Genomic DNA, 20,301 nt, shown 5'->3' on the forward strand with positions numbered 1-20,301 from the left:
AAAATTACACTTAAATAGCTGTCCAACCACCATCTACACAGATTAATTGACCTGTACAGAAGCTTGAAGCATCAGATGCTAAATAAATTGCAAGACCGTCGAGTTCACCAGGTTCACCGAGTCTTCCCATAGGACAATATGCCGCAATCAAGTCCATGAATCCTTCCATTTCAATACTTTCAGTGGTAAGTTCAGTTGCAAATACTGCAGGACCAATTGCATTAACAGTAATATTATATTTTGCCCATTCAACAGCTAAGTTTTTAGTTAAGTTCATTACTCCACCTTTTGCTGAGGAGTATGCGGAAATTCCTCCACCCGGGAAGATTACACGTGAGTGAATTGAACCAATGTTGATTATTTTACCATAGTTTTGTTCAATCATTACTTTTCCTACTTCAGCACAAGTGTAGTAAACACCACTCAAATCGATTTTGATGTGTCTATCCCATTCTTCTGTGCTTTGATCCATTACAGGTTTGTTGTTACCCATACCAGCAGCAGTTACTAGGATATCGATTCTTCCAAAATGATCCACTACTTTTTTAACAGATTCAGCGATGTTTTCTGGGTCTCCGACATCTGTTACTGCATACATTACTTCTACACCATATTCGTCTTCCAATTCTTTTTTGTTTTCTATGAGTCTTTCTTCTCTTCTTGCAAATAATGCTAATTTAGCTCCTTGACTAGCATATGCTTGAGCAATTTGCCAACCAAGACCGGAAGATGCACCAGTTACAAGAGCGACTTTATCTTTAATGTCAAAGTAGTTTTTCATCTTTTAGTCTCCTTAAATCATATTCAAAGTTTTTTATAAAACATTGACAATATTAATTTTATACCATGAAATATATAAATTTGTCTAATCAAACTCTAATAAAATAATTATTTATTCAAATGTTAGGTAAACAAAAATTAAAATTTTTAATAAAAGTTATTGAAAAATATAATTTTTTATGAAAAAATTGAATAACAAATAACATGAAAAAAACAAAAAAAGAATATTTTGAAAAAAAATACAGAAAATACAAAAAAAGCCAATATAAATAAACAGAAAGAAATTATTTTAAAAAAAATATATAAAAAAAGTGAAATAAAGGTTATCCTATTGGATAACCATCAAAATATCTCCAGCACTAACCGCATCACCAGGTTCTACGAAAATTTCTTTAACGACACCTTCAACTTCAGATTGAATATCGTTTTCCATCTTCATAGCCCCAATTACTGCAATTGTTGAGCCAACTGATACATTATCTCCAACATTGACATTTAATTTGATTACCATACCTTGCATTGAAGATAATACTCCTCCTTCAACAGGAGTGAATGGACCTTTTTCAGTTTCTTCAATTTCCATAAATCCTGTAGGCATGATTTTAACTTCAAATACATCACCATCAACTTCAACGTTATATTGTGTTGGAATTCCAATTTCAGTATCATCTGCAATAGATGGTGCTTTGAGCTCTTCTTCAACAGCTTCCCCTTTAAGGAATTTAGGAGCTATTGGAGGATATAATGCATATGTTAATGCATCCTCATCAGATTTAACAAATCCTTCTTCCATACCTTCAGACTTATACTTATCAAATTCAGGTTCCAATAAATCAGCAGGCCTGCATGTAATTACTTCTTCATCACCAATGATTCTTTTAGATATTTCAGGATCAACTGGTGCTGGAGGTTTACCATAATTACCTTTCATATATTCTTTTACTTCATTGGACACGGTTTTATATCTTTCCCCACCTAAAACATTCATAACTGCCTGAATACCTACAATTTGACTTGTCGGAGTTACGAGTGGTGGATAACCCATGTCTTTTCTTACACGAGGCATTTCCTCAAGAACATCATCATATCTATCTAAAGCATTTTGTTCTTTAAGCTGTGAAATAAGGTTTGAAAGCATTCCACCAGGAATCTGGTATAATAAAACATCAGCATCAATACTTTCTGCTATCGGATCAAGTAAAGTTGCATATTTCTCTTTGATATCATCAAAGTATTCTTTAATGTGTGTTAATTGTCTTAAATCCAATCCAGTATCATAAGGAGTCCCTTGCAGTGCTGCAACCATACTTTCAGTAGGTGGCTGTGATGTTCCCCAGGATAATGGTGAAATTGCGGTATCTAATATATCAACACCTGCCTGACAAGCAGCATAATAACTGATTGGAGTCATACCGCTGGTACAATGACAGTGCAAATCTACAAGCAAATCAGTCTCTTCTTTTAATTTTGATACCAAATCATATGCTGCAGTTGGTGTGATTAAACCTGCCATATCTTTAATAGCTACTGAATCACAATCAAGTGCTTCTAAATCTTTTGCCAAATCAACAAAGTCATCTAATGTATGAACCGGACTGATAGTATAACTAATAGTTCCTTGTACATGAGCACCTTGAGCCTTAGCAACTTTAATAGCTTTTTCCATATTCCGAATATCATTTAAAGCATCAAACACTCTAAATATATCCACACCATTCTCATAGGATTTTTCAACAAATTTTTCTACAACATCATCAGGATAATGTTTATATCCTACCAAATTTTGTCCTCTTAAAAGCATTTGAATAGGAGTATTGTTAAATTCAGATTTTAAATTTCTTAATCTTTCCCAAGGATCTTCATTTAAATATCTGATACATGTATCAAAAGTTGCTCCTCCCCAAGCTTCTACTGAGAAATAACCAACTTTATCCATTTCTTCAGCAATAGGAATCATGTCCCTAGTTCTCATCCTAGTTGCAAGTAAAGATTGGTGAGCATCCCGAAGTGCGGTTTCAGTAAATCTTACTTTTGCCATTTAATAAACACCTCTTTATTATTTTATATAAAAAATTTTGAATAATTTTCATTGATTATGTATTAATATATATCATTTCATATATTAATAAATTTGTAAAATTTAAAAAAAATAAGATATTGAAAAATTATCTTTCTAAATCGCCAGAAATGAATTTTTCAACATTATTATATGCTTCATCATCAGTGTATTGAATTGGAGGATGTTTCATAGTGTAAGAAGAAATAGAAGTTAATTGTCCACCAATACCTCTTTCTAAACCAATTTTACAACATCTGACTGCATCAATTACACAGCCAGCAGAGTTAGGTGAGTCTTCAACACTTAATCTGAGTTCAATGTTCATTGGAACATCCCCAAAGGTACGTCCTTCCATTCTGAGGAAACATAATTTATTATCATTTTGCCATGGGACATAGTCACTAGGTCCAATATGAATATCCCTATCTTCCATTCTTTCTTTTAAAACGGATTGGACAGCTTCAGTTTTTGATTCTTTTTTAGAATCCAATCTGTCCCTATTGAGCATATTAAGAAAATCAGTGTTACCACCAGTATTAATTTGATAGGTCTTATCTAACTTTACACCCCTATCCATAAATAAACTAGCTAGTGTTCTATGAGTGATAGTAGCACCAATTTGAGCTTTGATATCGTCTCCAACAATAGGTATTCCTTTTTCTCTAAATTTAGCATCCCATTCATCATCACTTACAATGAATACTGGCATGCAGTTTACATAAGCGACACCTGCATCCAAAGCGCATTGTGCATAATATCTCGCAGCCTTTTCAGATCCGACAGGCAAATAGTTTACAAGAATTTCAGCACCGCTTTCTTTTAAAACTTCAACAACATCAACAGGATCTTCATCACTTACGACAAAAGTATATTCATCATCATAATTAGACATATGTTCTGCAACACCATCTAAAACATGACCCATGCTTACTTTTGCATCATATTTTGGAATATCTTTTTGGAAAACGGTTGTACAGTTTGGTTTGGCAAATATTGCTTCATCAATAGTTTTTCCAACTTTCCTTTCATCAACATCAAAAGCAGCTACAACCTCTATATCACTAGGTTTATAACCACCAATATCCCAATGCATTAATCCTATTGCATCTTCAGGGTTTTTTCCATCATAATAATGAATTCCTTGAATAAGTGAACTTGCACAGTTACCTATTCCAACAATTGCTATTTTAATCTTGTTCAATTTAACACCAGCTAAAAAGTAATAATATAAATTTAATAAATAATATACTAATATATGTATTACTTCACATAGTTTATATAATTATTGTTTAATGATATAATTTAAGGAGATATGCAATGAATCCATATATAGAAATACTTAGGCCAGGAAATGTGATAATGGCAATGATTGCCATCATACTTGTAGCTATAGTAGCACATTCAATTTCCATACCAATAATACTTGCAATGTTAGCAGTATTTTTTGAAATAAGTGCTGGAAATGTGATTAACGATTATTTCGATTATAAAATTGATTTGATTAATAAACCAGAAAGACCCATACCCTCAGGAAGAATAGGTCTTAAAACTGCTAGAAACTATGCATATATATTGTTTTTATGTGGAACAATATGTGGATTTTTAATTAGCTATCTAACCAATAACTGGATTCCATTTATCATTGTTCTGTGTGCAGACATTATACTTTACATATACGCTTACAAACTCAAGTCTACACCGTTAATAGGTAATTTAACTGTTGGATTTATGACCGGATTGTGCTTTGCATTCGGTGGATTTTCTATAGGCACACCACAAATGATTTATACTTCAATATTTTTAGGATTCTTTGCATTTGTAATGACTACTGCCCGTGAAATAACAAAAGACATTGAAGATATTGAAGGAGACAAAGCAGAAGGTGCTAAAACTTTTCCAATACTTTACGGAACTAAAATATCTGCGATAATAACATTTATCTTAATTATCCTGGATTGTGTTTTATGCCCATTACTATACTTCCAGCACATATTCAGCATATTGTACTTAATCATAATATCCATTGCAGTTATACTCTTCATTTATGCTGGAATATTACTTATTAGAAATCAGAACACAGAAACTGCATCCAAAGTTTCAAAATATTTAAAAATTGGAATGCTGATTGCATTTGTTTCATTTGCAATAGGATCATTTTAAGTGATTATTATGAATTTCAACATAACCGATAAAAAAGAAATAATATTGATTACTTTAATAAGCTCAATACTTGTTGCTTATTACATTAATTTCAATAATAATTTGGGAATATACTGCTCAGATGTTTATGTCTATCTGTTAAATGCACTATATTTTGCAGGAACAAACATCCACTCAACAAAATCCATTTATTTATCCCCAGTAGTCTGTTTTTTAACATCCCTGATTTTTGATTTGGGCTATGTTGACAAAGTTGCAATTTTTATATCAACAGGAATACTTGCAATAATCGGAAACATAGGTCTTTATTTACTTTTAAGATTAAGATTTAATAATTTATTAAGCTTTACTGGAACAATAATTTATACAACACTTGCACTCAATTTAGCCTGGCTTGCAAACGGCAGCCTGGACATACCCGCAGTAACATTCACCATTTGGGCAGTATACTTTGCAATACTGGCCATCAAAAAAAATCCAAAATATTATATAGCCCTATTTCCTTTGCTTGTTATAGGATTTTTCACAAGGTATACCGTTGGTTTGATTTTACCGCCATTATTTTTATATTACGTCCTTGAAAATTCATTTAAGATAAAACGTGAAGAAATTAAATTCATTGCAATAGGACTGATTATGGCAATCCTATTATTTGCAATTATTTTTTCAACCATAAACTACATGGGTAACGGATTTATTGCTTTCGATGGTTTGCTTTCAAGCGGAGTTAGCGGTAACCTTGGATCTACACATGACAACTCATATAATCCCGACCTTGGATATTATCTAGTGAATATGGGAAATTTCATTTCTTCATCAAATACGACATTTGTTGCCAAAACTCCATCACTGGCAAATCCAACAATACTTTCAGGATTAGTATTTCTGATTTTGATTATTGGAGCAGCATTATGGGTCAGAAGAACGAATTTTGATATAAATAAAACAAAAACTGCAGGAATAATAATTTGTTTAATAGCATTAGTTACCTTTACTCAATTCAGTTCAACAATTACAATCATCCTAACAATGATTGGACTATTCTTAATCGGAAAGGACAGCAAATATAAAATGGCAATTTTTATGCTGGCATGGATTTTAAGCTATTTCATTTTCCAGTCATACTATATAGTAAAAGTTAACAGATACATCATTCCAACATTTCCTCCATTAATCTATTTTTTAATGGTGAGCATTGATGAGATTAATGCTAAAATAAATAGGAAAAACATTCTGCCAATAATATTAATTGTTTTGTTTTTAATTCAAGGATTTGCATTCACATACACATTCGAACAGACAGATGAATTCAACTCACCTGAGCTGATGACAAATTACATTAAGGAAAATATAGATAACTGGAGTGAAATCCAAATAGGAAACTACAATATACGACCATACTATTGGTATTTAGGCCTAAACTCACCGGGAATTGAAAGCGGCAATACACAGAAAATTATAGACAGCAATGTTAGTTATTACATCTCGAATCATCCTCAAAAGAACTTAACGAATTATACTGAAATCAAAAATATTAATGATCTTTATTTATACAAAAGAAATGGATAAATACAATTTTTTTGATTTTCATATTCGCAATATGATGATTAAAATGAATATATTTAATAATAAAAAAATATCATATCTAATAATATAAAGGCAAATTAAAGAGGATATTATGAAAGTTGTATGTTGTAAGAACTGTGGTGCTAAATACCAACTCGATGATAATGACGATATTACATCATTTGAGTGTTCTTCATGTGCAGGTGACTTAGAACTTTTAGAAAATTATTCTAATGAAAACTCACAAGGTCACGGTATATTAAGTTCAATAAAATATGATAATTCACAAATTGTTCAATGTGAGGATTGTGGATTGAAATATAAAATAAAGGCAAATGACAATATACTGGACTACGAATGTGACAGCTGTGGAGGTTCTTTAAGATATCTTGATTCTGAAATGAATAAAGAATTAGATGAATATATTGATGAAAGAAAAAAAGAACTTGCTGAAATTAGAAAAAATCAACAGGAAACACCTGATGAGGAACAAAGTGCTGAAAATCAACACTCCATAAAATCCATTACTAATAAACTTGAAACTTTCTTTTCAGAAGATGAAATGCAGAAAATTGCAGAAGAAGAGCTTGAAGAAGAAAAATTACAAGTTGAATATGCGCCAAGAACTGCAAGAACAACAATTCCAAAACCGGTTTTATCAAAATTTGAAAAAGAATTTGCTGTTCCAAAATCCAATGATTATAATATATTAAAAAATTTCTTAAAAGATGAATTTTTTAAAGGCATGAAAGTATATTATCAGGACATACCTGAAAGAGAATCTTCAGGAATACTTGGAAACTTGAAAAGTAAATTAGTAATTAACGAACCAGGAGACGGAATCGTTTCAACTGATAGATTAGTTGATGATGGACCTGACTTTGACATGAAGAATTTATCAACAGATCACTATATCATCATTGCAGGTATTGTAATATTTATTTTAAGCATAATAGAAGTCATATTAGTTAACAGTGGAGTAGGACTTGCAGCCTTATTAATTGCAATCGTCATTATAGCATTTGGATTTTATAGAACTAAAGATACACAGGAAACTACTGTTAGGACAAGAATTATTAGGGAACACTTGTTAACTTTACCTCAAGAGTATTATGTATTCTATAATGTAAAAACCCCAACTTCACCTGCTGGAATTAACCATGTTGTTGTTGGACCTACAGGAATCTATGCACTTCTTTCCCAAAAATATAATCCTAAAAATAGATTAAATTCTGAAAATGAAAATATTGAATTGATTAAATCTGCTGAAGCAGATGAAGCAAAATTCGAAATTGCAGATGTGGGAAACAGAAGACGATTTAGATATACAACAAAACAAGCAAAATTTTCACAAGATAATGCCATAAAACAAAAAGCATTAACACTAGGCGAAGATTTAATTAATTTCCTTAATGACAATAATATTAGAAACTGTTTTGTAGAGCCCCTAGTCGGTTTTATTAACAATGAAGTTGTTGTAATAAATATGCCTTTGACTGATGAAGACTTATTTATTGATGAATTGCTAAATACTATTCAAAATAGTACTATTAAATTAAATTCTGATACAATAGATAAATGTGCAGTATTGCTTAGCAAATACTCTGCAGATTGTTCTTCAGAATTTTAATTTTATTTTCTTTTTTTAATCATTCCTAGAAACTTAATATATTTTTGGATGAAATTTTTCATCATAATTGGTTTTTAATAACATTGTTATATTATTTTGGTATGGATAATTGATTTTTCGTAAGTTTTTTATATTATTTGTGAACAAAAAATTAAACAAGATTTAAAAACTCACTAATTTTTGTGTGTTGAATTGTTGATTAGTGTGTTTTTTTCTTGTTTCCCGGATGTTTGTTATTAACATCTGGGGTTTTTCGCTCTTTTTCATCATATTGATGTTCTTCGTATTGTGTTAGTTCTTTGGATGCTTCTTTTATTATAAAATCGATTATTTCTTCTCTTTTTGTTCTCGATCCAAATAGTATGTCAAAGAAGAATAAATAGATATTTCCTATTATTTTTGCGAAATTCGACTGATAAATTATTTTTTTATCTTTATTTCTGGGTGTTCTTGTTATATTGTTTTCTGCGTGGTTTTTTATGGTTATTGCTAGGTTATAAACGAATATATGTGCGTAAAAATCTTGTTCGATTATTTGTCTTCGTATTCCGCTGAAATCTTCGATTTCGATGAGATTTTTTAATCTATCGAATCCTGTTTCTACTGTCCATCTTTTTGCATATAATTCTTTTAAATCTTCTGTTGAGAATTCTTCTGGTGTTAAATTTGTTGCTAGTATTTCTGGTTCTTCATTTCCAATATCTATTAATGCTATTCTTATTTCTAATCGTCCCATTTTTCTTGCTTTTTCTTTTAAATTTTCATCATCAAATTTCTTTAATCTGTTGTTTGTCATGTTGATTTGTATTATTTCATCATTGGTTTTCATTTGTTTAATTTGATGTGCAAATACGTTTTTTGGTAGTCTTATTAAAAATTTTGAGTTCAAATCAATAGTTTTTGCCATTAATTCGATTGATGGATAACCCCTGTCATAAATTGTAATTAATTTTGTGATGTCTAATCGTTGTTTTAAGTTATTTAGATGTTCTATTGCTAAATCAATTTCATTTACTACTGTTTCAACAATTTTTACAGTTAAAATATGTTTGGAATGCACATCCAATACGCATGAAACTCTTGCACGAATTCTTTTTTCTTTTAACAAGTTTTCATCACCAACAGGAAATTCTTCACGTGTTAAAGTAACATTTGGAAGATCAACAATACTCCCATCACACGCACTGACAATATATCCTTTAAATTTTGAAAATCCTGGAAATTTGTTATATAATTCATCAATAAAACATTCATACATGTCAATAAACACTTTAGGGTCAATAAACATTCTCTGTTTTCCAATTCCCTGACTCGAAATCGTTTCAAAATCTTTCTTCATCCACATAGTAAAAAATCTAATCGTTTCAATATAACTAGTACAGCTCCTTTGGGAAAGAATAAATGCAGTATATTCTTTTTGAGTCATTTTTCTATCCCTAATAAATCGATTATCTTCAGTAATATATCTTTTTGATATAAAACACTCAAATAATCGAAAAAAATTTTTGATAAACCTATCAAAAGAATACATAAAATACTCCTCCAATTAACTAAATTCGTAATCAAAAAACTTCAATTACATATATAATTATATATAACTCATAATATTTAAAATAAACTATTAATAATTATTAAAATAAGATATAAATAAATTAAAAGTAATTAAACAAGTATTAAAATAAATAACGTTTGATTCAATTAAAATAAATAAAAATTAGATGTTTTCAATATTGAAAACATAGTTAAAAATAAGTTAAATCCTTAAGTTTCTAGGAATGTTTTTTAATGACAAATTAAATTAATAGTTTAATATAAAAATAGAATAATTCTAATACTAAAATCAATAATTATTAATCGAACAATTTATTCGAGCATATCATCTATGAATCATTCTTCTTTTAATTTTTTCAAACAAAAATCCCATTTAGTCTTTGATGATGCACTAAGAGGAGAAATAATACTGGCTTTTTTAAAAAATTTGTCTGCTTCCAAATAATCTTTTTTATCAAAATAAACTAAAGCCTTGCCATTTAATGCATCAAAGTTTTTATCATCTATGTTTAAAACGGAATCATAGACATCATTCGCATAATCCAAATCCCCTTTTAAAAATGATGCCCTTGCAATATATTCTCTAGCTTTAATATTATTTTCATTAAGAGCCAAACTGTTAATCAACTCTTCAATAGCTTCATCATATCTTCCTACATTAATTAAAGCTCTTCCTTTTAAGTAGTAAGCTTCCCAATTCCTTTCATCTATAACCAGTGCCTTATTACAAAGATGTATTACTCTTTGATTATCTCCAGAATTTTCTAATTTTTTTCTGGCACGGTAAATATAGAATTCATCCCTATTCAATGCCTTTTTAGAATTTTTGGAAAAATCATCAAATGCATCCCCAATATCAATATCATCCAACATTTCTAAAGTATTATTTTTTAAATGATTCATATCATCCAAAAACTGATTAAAAATAGATTCAACAAAGTATTCAGTATCTTCAGGATTTTTTAATTCATTTCCACATTCGGGACATACTTTTTCATAGCCTTCCAATTTATAACCGCATTCATGACAAAATTTCATGTTCACCACCAAAAATTATTCATTATCCAATCATGTCAAAATCAATTAATGTATCTTTTGAAATATCCACCAAAGCGGTTTTACCAATAACTTCATTAATTTTTGCAGGAGCTATTCCAGTTCCCGGCATTTTAAATGCTATTAAATCAGCCGTAATTTTTTCACCTTTTTTAATATCCTGAATTAAAACAATAGAACGTCTAGATTCACGCTTTGAAGAAGACTCGCAAATCAAAGGTTGTTTGTTTTTCATTCCACTAATCTGAGATAAAAAACCAATATTTGTTTTGAAAATCATCACATCCTCCGGATCCATAGAATGATTATGGTCATTTCCTGGAAGAGATTTATCTAGAGTAAAATGCTTTTCTATAATTCCTGCACCATAATTATAGGCAGTAGTTAAAACAAACATGTTTAAATCAGGTTTAGTGTGATCAGAATATCCTATCTCATAATCAGGAAAACTTTGAGCCAAATCCTTAATCATTGCCAAATTAGCATCCTTATATTCTGTAGGATATGCCAATACTGAATGCATAATGGCAATATCTACAGTTGATACTTCTTCAATAGCCCTGACAGCTTGTTTAACTTCATTTAATGTTGCAGCACCAGTTAACAACAACATAGGTTTATTTTTCTTTGCAATATATTGGATAAAAGGAATATTTGTTAAATCAGATGATGAAATTGGATAAATATCCATAAATTCATCCAAATAATCTGCAGATTCAAAATCTAGTGGTGTTGATAAAAATCTTATTTTTAACTCATTACAATAATCAGACAATTCACGAAACTCTTCCCGTCCGAATTTATCATATTTTTTAAATAAATCAAACTGATCAGTAGATTCTGCAGAAATAATGTTTTCAGTTTTGTATGATTCAAATTTAACAGCATCAACACCAGCTTTTTTAGCTTCCAAAATCATTAGTTTAGCCGCATCTATTTCAGAAATATCTTCCTTTTGAGCGATATCATAGTAATTAACACCAACATCAGCAATTAAAAATGGCTTTTTATAAAAAATATTCATTTTTTCACCTAATGATTTTGCTCGAATTGACGAGCCCAATATTTCTGTTCAACAGCAGACCAGATATTTTCAAATCCATGTTTCAAATCAACGCTTTTCATCAAATTACTCATATTTTGCCTTAAATCAAAATCCTGCCAAACAATTTTAAACTGTTTTGTAATATCTTCATTGGATAATGTTTCTGCAAGGCCCATGTTAATAAATCCGTTTTTATGAGACCCGAATTCATGTGTTTGTTCTCTTCCATTCTGACAAATGCAAATACATGGTGTTCCAACAGCACAGACTTCATACATTTTTCTGCCGGCAGATGAAAATACTATGTCCGCACGTAGCATGAACTCACTGATGTTATTTACATTAGTGTAAACCTGAACATTGTTGTTTGATTCATATTTTTGAATGAATTCATTTTTATTTTCATATCCCAATGGTAAAATTACATCAATTCTTCCAGCAAAACCACTATCCAAAACAGAGTCCGCTACTTTTTCAGAGAGATTATTTATATCATTTCCACCAAATGCAAGCAAAACAGTATTCACATCAGGACCTACAATTTTTGACGGCTGAAAATAAAATTCGTCTCTCAGCACATAATATTGATATCCGCTAAAGATATTTCCAAATCCACCATTATGCTCGTATAAAGTATCAAATACAACATCCGCATCTTCAGACCCGGAACCAAGGTCTTCAAAGTTAATTACAAAATAACCTGCTTCCTTTTGACGGCAGACATATTCTTTAGTAGTATCCAATATATCATTCACAACAATATGGGGATTGAATTCATTTAATAATGAGAATAATTCGTCTTCGCCATCATAGACCTTGAAAGGGTAATTGAAACCTTTAACAATATCAATGCCCAATGAAGAATTTTCATCAAGTAAAAATAAAACATCATCACTCAATAATCTTGAAGCAAGAGAAATGCAGCGATAAATATGACCAATGCCTATTACGTTATTTGCATTAACTACCATAGCAATTTTTTTCTTATTCAAATATTTTTCAGCAACCCACCAGTCTTCAAATGATGTAATATCAATACTCTCTTCACGAGAAACTTCAATCAAATCGACATTATTACCCAAACGAGAATTAGGGGTTATGAATGAACGCCTTGTTGCAAAAATACCTCCAGTTTCAATATACTCTTTAGGAAGATATTGCTGATTAAGCCTTTCAGAATATAATGGGAAAAAACGATTATCCTTTTCATTAAAACCCCAACTCAAATGCTTATCCCCAATGACGGAAATAACAGTATCAATATCAAAATTTTTAAATTTTTCAATAGCTTTGTCAAGTGTTTCAGTTCTTAAAAGAGGTGATGTTGTCTGGAGCGTTATTACAATATCATACTCATCAAAAGCTAGTTTTTCTTTTTGAACAGTTGCATCAAAAACTACTGGGTCAATTGGAATCTGGTCTCCGGCCAAATCGGGAGAACGTCTAATGACACTAGCTCCAAATTTTTCAGCGATCTTTGAAGTTTCAGGGTCTTCAGTTGATACTACAACATCATCAACATACTGTGAAGATTTTGCTATATTGATTGCATAATAGATTAATGGCTTATCAGCGAGTAAACGAATATTTTTGCGGCGAATTCTTTTTGAACCACCTCTCGCAGGAATTACTACCAATATTTTATTGTCGTTAAACATGTTAATCACTAGGTATTATAAAAAAATTTAATTAATATCTATACTTAATATTAATATATTATAATATTAAATCTTTGGTGTTAAAATGAAAAATATGTCAAAAGAACTATTGGATAGAATTAATAAATTAGCAACACCCGTTAAAATAATGCACGTATGCGGTTCACACGAACACACTATAATGGAAAACGGTATTAGAAGCCTGTTACCTGATGAAGTGGAAATTGTAGCAGGTCCCGGTTGTCCCGTATGTGTTGTTCCATCCCGTGAGATAGACGAATGTTTGGAGTTAGTTGAGAAAGGAGTGACAATAACCACTTTTGGAGATATGTTAAGAGTGCCTGGATCAAACGGCTCCCTTGCAGATGCTAAAGCTGAAGGCGGTGATGTAAGAATCGTTTATGGAATAAATAAAGCTATTGAAATAGCTGAAAAAGAAGACAATGATGTTGTATTCATGGCAGCGGGCTTTGAAACAACTGCACCTACAACAGCTGCTGAAATACTTGCAACACCACCTGAAAACTTCTCAGTATTATCCTGCCACAGATTAATACCTCCAGCAATTGATTTTTTAATCAATTCCGGACAAACAAGTTTAAACGCATTGATTCAGCCAGGACATGTATGTACAATCATTGGAACTAAACCGTTTGAATATTTTTCCACTGATTTCGGCATTCCACAGGCCGTAGCAGGATTTAATCCATTAGATATTTTAATGTCAGTCTATATGATTTTAAGACAAATACATAATGAAACACCAAAAATAGACAATGAATATGCAAGAGCAGTAAGGGAAGAAGGGAATGAAATTGCAACAGAAATGATTGATGAAGTGTTTGATGTTGCAAGCAGAGAATGGAGAGGATTTCCTAAAATACCAAATTCAGTTTTAGAAATCAAAGACGAATTTGCAGAATTCAATGCCCGTGAAAAATATGATATAGAAGTTAAAGACGTTAAAGAGGCACCGAAAGGATGTATCTGCGGACCTATTTTAAGAGGCCTTGCAAGACCTGAAGACTGTAAACTATTTAGAAATGAATGTAATCCACTTCATCCGATTGGAGCATGTATGGTAAGTAAAGAGGGAACCTGCAATATTGCACACAGATATTCAAGAAGGTAGAATCATGAAAATAGAAGCAATAGCTGTAGATATAGATGGGACAATAACTGATGATACTAGAAAAATTTGCATATCCGCTATTGAATCATTGAGAGCGGCAGAAGAAAAAGGAATTCCAACAATAATTGTTACAGGCAATGTAGTCAATTATGCATATGCTGCTGAAGTTCTGATTGGTTGCAGCGGAGGGCTTGTAGCTGAAAACGGTGGAGTAATTTTTAAAGAAGGATACAACAACAATGCTGTTGAAATATTGGTAAACAGAGAATATATTGAAAAAGCCGATGAACACCTTAAAAGAAAATTAGGTGAGGAATACAACAAACATGCATCACATGACAATAACTATCGTGCAACCGAAGTTGTATTTTACAAAACAATTAAACGAGAAATCATAGAAGAAGCACTCAAAGATTATGAGCATGTTGATGAATTAGAACTCTATGATAGCGGGTTTGCTATTCATGTTACAGACAAACGTGTCAACAAGGGAAGTTCACTCAAAAGATTATGTGAGAAGAACGGCATAAATATGGAAAATGTAATGGCTATCGGTGATAGTGAAAACGATGAGGACTTTTTAAGGGAAGTTGGTGTAAAAATAGCTGTTGGGAATGCTGATGAAACACTGAAAGAAATCAGCACATACACCTGTAAAAGAAACTTTGGTGATGGAGTGGCCGAAGCTATTGAGAAATTTGCATTGAGATGATAATATGATTTATGAAATAGCTGATAAATGTGTAAAAGAAGTTGAAAAGCTATCTGACAACTGGGAAATATACCTTGCCAATAGTGAAAGTATTGAAGTTGAATCCAAAAAGGATATTTTAAACTTCGCTAAAGAGGAAATTGAAAACGGCATAGGAATTAGAATAATTAAAGATAACAAGATTGGTTTTGCATACACTTCAGATTTAGATAAAATCGAACAAACTGCTAAAAAAGCTTTAGATAATGCTAAATTAAATAAAATTGATGAAAATTATGAATTTGCATCTGTTGAAAAAGTAAAGGATGTTAAAGGAACATATGATAAGAAATATGATGATTTGACTTTAGATGAATGCTGTGAATTTTTAGAAAATATTATTGAAAGAACAAAAGAAAACAAATGTGATATTACATCTTCAGGCTTTTCAGCTTCAAAAGGAGAGGAATTAATATTAAATTCAAATGGAGTATCCATTTATGACAAAGGCACTGGATTTGGTGGAAGTCTGTCAGTAAATATTGAAAAAGATGGACAATTTGCAACTGCATATGATTATACTGCATCCAGACATCTGGATTTGGAATACGAACAATTAACCGATGACGTGTGCAAATTGGCACAGGATTCACTTAATCCAAAAGCAATTGAAACAAAAGATTGTGATGTTGTTTTGGATTATTTTGCTGCATCAGGATTACTTTCAACATTTATCCAAGGATTTAACTCAGAAAATGTCTTAAGAGGAAGATCAATACTCCATGACAAGATTGGTTCACAAATAACCAGTGAAAATCTATCCATTATTGATAATCCATTACTTGAAGGAGCAATGGGAACCTGCAAAGCAGATGGTGAAGGAACAGTATCTAAAAAAACAGTACTGGTTGAAGATGGAATTTTAAAATCTTTCATATATGATATTTACAATTCCAACAAAGCAGATTGTGAAAGCACATCAAATGGATATAGAGGGTCATATTTAACAACACCAGACGTATCTCCTTCAAATTTAGAATTCAAATTTAAAACAAATGTTGGAATTGACGAAATTGATTCCGGAATAATTACAACAAGCGTCTTAGGTGCACACACCGCAAACCCTATTTCCGGTGATTTTTCTGTAGAAGCAAATAATGCATTTGTTATTGAAAACGGTGAAATCAAAGACGGCATCAAAAAAGCAATGATATCCGGAAATATTTATGAACTAATGGGTAAATGTGATGGAGTCAAATCTGAAATAAAACAAAAAGGATCATTTATTATTCCAAAAATCCTCGTTCATGACTTGAAAGTTATTGGACTATAATGTGATACCATGAACACGAGACTGAATGAATTACTTAACATCAATCCTAATGAAGCAACCAAAAAGACAATGATGCATTGATTGAAGAGTTGAAAACCTCCAAATTAATAATGCCCGTTGAAATAGAATCAGATAATGATGAAATTGATGAAAGTTTCAGATTCAGGCCAGTGAAAATCATGGATGAAAATAAAAAGACATTCATTCCATTATATAGTGATGATTCAGAGGTTCATGGCCACACATCCGCAATTGACATTTACACCAAAGATTTAGCCAATATGATTGAGGACAATCCTGAGAATATAAATGGTGTGGTGATTAATCCATTTAGCAAGTTTAATGTAGAATTGCCAATGGATTCATTTTTAAAAATATTTAAATAAGAAAATTTAAATCTTATTTAATTTTTTCTTATATCTTTCTACTGATGAGTCAGTGTAATCAGTCAGAATATGTTTTTCTTTTAACATATTATTTTCATCAAATAACTTTTCCTTTGAATTGATTGCACTATCAATGTCTTTTTCCAATTGATTTATTCTGGACTCAAAAAGTCTTTCTGATTTCATGATATTTACTCTAGTCTTTCTAGAAATCCTTTCAATTTCTTTATCAACATCAAATTTTTCTTTTTTGGCCATTATCTATCACCTACATTTCAATAATAGGCAACTGAATTTCAGTAATGAATTCATTTTCATTAGAACAGTTATGGAAACTTTTGATTAAAACCTCTTTTGGTGAACCTATAATATCGTAGTTATTAGCCTGAGAAACTTCAACCAACTCAGAATATGTATCTAAAATGTTATCCACCGGACCTTCATGAATTCCAGTCAGCATTTTATGTTCAACCATGTCAACGACACGAATTATATCCTTGTCATCAGCATCAGTTTTAATGACGATTCCTACATCATAAACTGCATCCCCTTCATTTACTTCATGTCTTGGTGAATAGTAAACAACAAACGGTTCACCTTCAACTTCAATTTCTTCTGCTTCAACCCATCCCATTAATTTAGAAACCAATATATCCAAATCTTCAATAGGTCCTTTATAATTAATTACTGCTAATTTTTGATCGGGAATGATTTTTATTTCATGTTCCATAATTACACCTTCAATATTAATTTTAATTTAATTGAATAAATAAACTTCTACTTCTTCTCCTTCATCCAACAATTCAACAGACTTTTCTACTTTCACATAACCATCGGCGGTTGATAATGAAAATATTGCACCAGAATCTTTAAATATAGGATGTATATCATCACCATCAACTTTCACAAGCTGATACTGCATACGGCCAACAGGAGAGTGGATTCTTCTAGTCATGACTCCCTTTACAACTTTTTTCTCGAAATCTTTTTTAATTCCAGAAAGACTGGTCAGAGGAGGTGCCACGAATGCATTGAATATCATTAAAGCAGATACAGGATTACCTGGCAAACCAATAACTAATTTTTCATCGATTACACCAACAATAGTTGGTTTTCCAGGTTGAACAGATATTCCATGAATATGAACTTCACCCAATTCATCAAGAACATGTTTTATAACATCTCCAAGACCTGCTGAAGTTCCGCCAGAACATAAAAGAATATCAACATCTTTTAAGGAATCCTGAATTTTTTCTTTAACTTGTTCATAGTTGTCACGGACAACTCCTAAAAATTTAGCATCAGCACCGCAGGACACAGCATCATTTTTAATCATGTTACCATTGACATCATAGATTTTACCGAACGGCAAATCCTCACCCTGCATAGTGATTTCATTTCCAGATGAAATTACTCCAACAGTAGGTTTTTTATATACTTCAATAGTTTTAAAGCCCTGTGACAACAATACTCCAATTTTACCTGGATTTAAAACATCACCTTTTTTAAGAATTAAATTTCCTTCCTCAATGTCTGAACCTTTTTTAGCAACATCCTGTGATGGAGTTGCTGTAGTAAGCAAATTAACTTTATCATCAAATTTTTCAGAGTACTCTACCATTACAACAGCATTTGCACCTTCAGGCATTGCTGCACCAGTACTTATTTCTACGCATTTTCCTTTTTCTACAACCTTATCTGTGATGGAACCCGCTTCAAGAAAATCAATGATTTCCAAAGTATTCGGTGATTCTTCACTTGCACCATAACTGTCTTCAGATAAAATTGCAAATCCATCTTTTAAAGCTTTATCAAAAGGTGGAAAATCCATTCTACTATAAACGTCATTGAATAATACTCTTCCATAAGCATCTTCACAGTCAATTTCTTCACTTTCAGGCTTACAGTACTTATCAAATAAATCTTGAATAATATCTTGTGCTTCATCGCACTCTTTTATTTTTAAAAATTCGGTACCCATTAAAACACCTTTTTATAAAATCCAATAAATTAATATATAGTATATTGATAAATATATAAATAATTTATATAAAATTGTGAAAGTTATCTTAAAATTTTGGAGGAGAGTATTTGTCTAAATCTAATAACAATAACCAACAAGAATATAGAAGAGTAAGAACTCCTAAAAAAGGAGAAATTCCTGGAGTAGTCGAACAAATTATGGGTCACGGTAAATTAAAAGTTAGATGTGCTGATGGCCATATCAGAATGACTAGAATTCCGGGAAAAATGAAAAAACGTATTTGGATTCGTGAAGGAGACGTAATCCTTGTAAAACCATGGGATTTCCAATCCGATGAAAAAGGAGACGTAATCTGGAGATACACCAAAACCGAATCTAACTGGCTTGAAAGAAAAGGTTACTTAAAAATGTAACCTCACCATTTACTTTTTTTTACTGATTTCAATGGATCCCAAAGTAGCAAAAGCTGACGCGAAGCACCAACAAATACACTCACAAAAAAGAAAAAAAGACAGTGAAGACAGAAAAGTTGGTAATGAAATTTTTGATAAATTAACCTTGGAAACATTGTATAAAATAGCTAATCAAGGATATATTGATGTTTTAAATGGAGCCATAAGTACCGGAAAAGAAGCCAATGTACTTACAGGCATCAATAAAAATGATGAATTTGTAGCTGTAAAAATATATAGGGTCGCTACTTCTGATTTTAAGAAGATGAATTATTATCTTCATGGAGATCCAAGATTCAATGTTAAAACCAAAAATAAACGTAAAATCATTTATTCTTGGGTTACAAAAGAATTTAAAAACTTAAAAAGATTATACGATGCGGGAGTTAATGTTCCTGAACCATATACAAGTTCCAATAATGTATTATTAATAGAATTTATTGGAGATGAAAATGGAAACCCCGCACAGCCTGTCAAAAATAAAAATCCAAAAAATCCTGATGAATTTTTCAACAAATTGTTAGTGGAGTTGAAAAAATTCGTCAATGATGCAAAATTAGTGCATGGGGACTTATCCAACTACAATATTTTGAATAATAATGAGATTCCCGTTATAATAGATGTTTCTCAATCAGTAGTTCTTGACAATCCAATATCAAAGGAATTGCTTGAAAGAGACATTAACACCCTCGTTAATGAATATACAAGATTAGGTGTGAAAACTAGTTTTGATGAAGTTTGGGAATATGTGAGCCCAAAATTTTAGATAATACCCTTAGGAATTCTAATTCATCACTAACTTTTGAAAAAAATAAGTT

General features: G+C 31.2%; 18 protein-coding genes and 1 pseudogene. 9 read left to right on the plus strand and 10 right to left on the minus strand.

The annotated features are described in order from the left end of the window. Nucleotides 1–10: 10 nt before the first annotated feature. From SM9_RS09310 to SM9_RS09320, 3 genes are all read right to left on the minus strand, one after another. Nucleotides 11–781 (minus strand): SDR family NAD(P)-dependent oxidoreductase, encoded by a 771-nt coding sequence (locus tag SM9_RS09310; protein ID WP_058739875.1) that lies wholly within the window; start codon nucleotides 779–781, stop codon nucleotides 11–13. A 327-nt stretch (nucleotides 782–1,108) separates the two neighbouring features. Further along, nucleotides 1,109–2,818, minus strand: a complete 1,710-nt coding sequence (gene oadA, locus SM9_RS09315; RefSeq protein WP_058739876.1) for a sodium-extruding oxaloacetate decarboxylase subunit alpha — start codon at nucleotides 2,816–2,818, stop codon at nucleotides 1,109–1,111. 127 nt (nucleotides 2,819–2,945) lie between these two features. Continuing rightward, nucleotides 2,946–4,040, minus strand: a complete 1,095-nt coding sequence (locus SM9_RS09320; protein WP_058739877.1) for an inositol-3-phosphate synthase — start codon at nucleotides 4,038–4,040, stop codon at nucleotides 2,946–2,948. A 116-nt stretch (nucleotides 4,041–4,156) separates the two neighbouring features. Between SM9_RS09320 and SM9_RS09325 the strand changes: the two genes are divergently transcribed. The 3 genes from SM9_RS09325 to SM9_RS09335 all read left to right on the plus strand — a co-directional run bounded on the left by SM9_RS09325 (nucleotide 4,157) and on the right by SM9_RS09335 (nucleotide 8,195). After that, complete coding sequence (locus tag SM9_RS09325) at nucleotides 4,157–4,999, plus strand: UbiA family prenyltransferase (protein WP_058739878.1); 843 nt, start codon at nucleotides 4,157–4,159, stop codon at nucleotides 4,997–4,999. 9 nt (nucleotides 5,000–5,008) lie between these two features. After that, nucleotides 5,009–6,568, plus strand: a complete 1,560-nt coding sequence (locus SM9_RS09330) for a glycosyltransferase family 39 protein (RefSeq protein WP_157064723.1) — start codon at nucleotides 5,009–5,011, stop codon at nucleotides 6,566–6,568. 109 nt (nucleotides 6,569–6,677) lie between these two features. Continuing rightward, nucleotides 6,678–8,195 (plus strand): hypothetical protein, encoded by a 1,518-nt coding sequence (locus SM9_RS09335; RefSeq protein WP_058739880.1) that lies wholly within the window; start codon nucleotides 6,678–6,680, stop codon nucleotides 8,193–8,195. A 199-nt stretch (nucleotides 8,196–8,394) separates the two neighbouring features. On the opposite strand, the gene SM9_RS09340 is transcribed toward SM9_RS09335, so the two are convergent. The 4 genes from SM9_RS09340 to SM9_RS09355 all read right to left on the minus strand — a co-directional run bounded on the left by SM9_RS09340 (nucleotide 8,395) and on the right by SM9_RS09355 (nucleotide 13,505). Next, a complete protein-coding gene (locus SM9_RS09340) occupies nucleotides 8,395–9,726 on the minus strand; it encodes an IS4 family transposase (RefSeq protein ID WP_083495895.1) in 1,332 nt (443 codons plus the stop codon). A 356-nt stretch (nucleotides 9,727–10,082) separates the two neighbouring features. Further along, nucleotides 10,083–10,784 (minus strand): tetratricopeptide repeat protein, encoded by a 702-nt coding sequence (locus tag SM9_RS09345; RefSeq protein ID WP_058739882.1) that lies wholly within the window; start codon nucleotides 10,782–10,784, stop codon nucleotides 10,083–10,085. A gap of 22 nt (nucleotides 10,785–10,806) precedes the next feature. After that, complete coding sequence (locus SM9_RS09350) at nucleotides 10,807–11,826, minus strand: N-acetylneuraminate synthase family protein (RefSeq protein ID WP_058739883.1); 1,020 nt, start codon at nucleotides 11,824–11,826, stop codon at nucleotides 10,807–10,809. An 8-nt stretch (nucleotides 11,827–11,834) separates the two neighbouring features. Further along, nucleotides 11,835–13,505 (minus strand): cytidylyltransferase domain-containing protein, encoded by a 1,671-nt coding sequence (locus tag SM9_RS09355; protein WP_058739884.1) that lies wholly within the window; start codon nucleotides 13,503–13,505, stop codon nucleotides 11,835–11,837. Between the two features lie 85 nt (nucleotides 13,506–13,590). Between SM9_RS09355 and hypD the strand changes: the two genes are divergently transcribed. The 4 genes and pseudogenes from hypD to SM9_RS09375 all read left to right on the plus strand — a co-directional run. Next, complete coding sequence (gene hypD, locus SM9_RS09360; RefSeq protein WP_058739885.1) at nucleotides 13,591–14,637, plus strand: hydrogenase formation protein HypD; 1,047 nt, start codon at nucleotides 13,591–13,593, stop codon at nucleotides 14,635–14,637. Nucleotides 14,638–14,641: 4 nt separating this feature from the next. Beyond that, complete coding sequence (locus tag SM9_RS09365) at nucleotides 14,642–15,349, plus strand: phosphoglycolate phosphatase (protein WP_058739886.1); 708 nt, start codon at nucleotides 14,642–14,644, stop codon at nucleotides 15,347–15,349. 4 nt (nucleotides 15,350–15,353) lie between these two features. Continuing rightward, complete coding sequence (locus tag SM9_RS09370; protein ID WP_058739887.1) at nucleotides 15,354–16,661, plus strand: TldD/PmbA family protein; 1,308 nt, start codon at nucleotides 15,354–15,356, stop codon at nucleotides 16,659–16,661. Between the two features lie 68 nt (nucleotides 16,662–16,729). Then, nucleotides 16,730–17,047, plus strand: a pseudogene (locus tag SM9_RS09375) (SseB family protein); the annotation flags it as partial. 6 nt (nucleotides 17,048–17,053) lie between these two features. On the opposite strand, the gene SM9_RS09380 reads toward SM9_RS09375, so the two are convergent. The 3 genes from SM9_RS09380 to SM9_RS09390 are packed head-to-tail and all read right to left on the minus strand — an operon-like array spanning nucleotide 17,054 to nucleotide 19,028. After that, nucleotides 17,054–17,305, minus strand: coding sequence for a hypothetical protein (locus SM9_RS09380; RefSeq protein WP_058739889.1), 252 nt, complete (start codon nucleotides 17,303–17,305; stop codon nucleotides 17,054–17,056). A 10-nt stretch (nucleotides 17,306–17,315) separates the two neighbouring features. Beyond that, nucleotides 17,316–17,777 carry a GyrI-like domain-containing protein gene (locus SM9_RS09385; protein WP_058739890.1) on the minus strand — a complete coding sequence of 154 codons (462 nt, stop codon included), beginning with the start codon at nucleotides 17,775–17,777 and terminating at the stop codon, nucleotides 17,316–17,318. 27 nt (nucleotides 17,778–17,804) lie between these two features. Continuing rightward, nucleotides 17,805–19,028: a molybdenum cofactor synthesis domain-containing protein gene (locus SM9_RS09390; protein ID WP_058739891.1), complete on the minus strand. Its 1,224-nt coding sequence runs from the start codon at nucleotides 19,026–19,028 to the stop codon at nucleotides 17,805–17,807. Nucleotides 19,029–19,138: 110 nt separating this feature from the next. On the opposite strand from SM9_RS09390, the gene eif1A reads away from it, so the two are divergent. Further along, nucleotides 19,139–19,444 carry a translation initiation factor eIF-1A gene (gene eif1A / locus SM9_RS09395; protein WP_058739892.1) on the plus strand — a complete coding sequence of 102 codons (306 nt, stop codon included), beginning with the start codon at nucleotides 19,139–19,141 and terminating at the stop codon, nucleotides 19,442–19,444. Nucleotides 19,445–19,475: 31 nt separating this feature from the next. Further along, the gene (locus SM9_RS09400; RefSeq protein WP_058739893.1) at nucleotides 19,476–20,249 is read left to right on the plus strand and encodes a serine protein kinase RIO; all 774 of its coding nucleotides are present in this window, start codon (nucleotides 19,476–19,478) and stop codon (nucleotides 20,247–20,249) included. Nucleotides 20,250–20,301: the final 52 nt, after the last annotated feature.

Origin of the sequence: Methanobrevibacter millerae, assembly GCF_001477655.1 — an archaeon.
In the GTDB taxonomy this organism is placed as follows: domain Archaea; phylum Methanobacteriota; class Methanobacteria; order Methanobacteriales; family Methanobacteriaceae; genus Methanocatella; species Methanocatella millerae_A.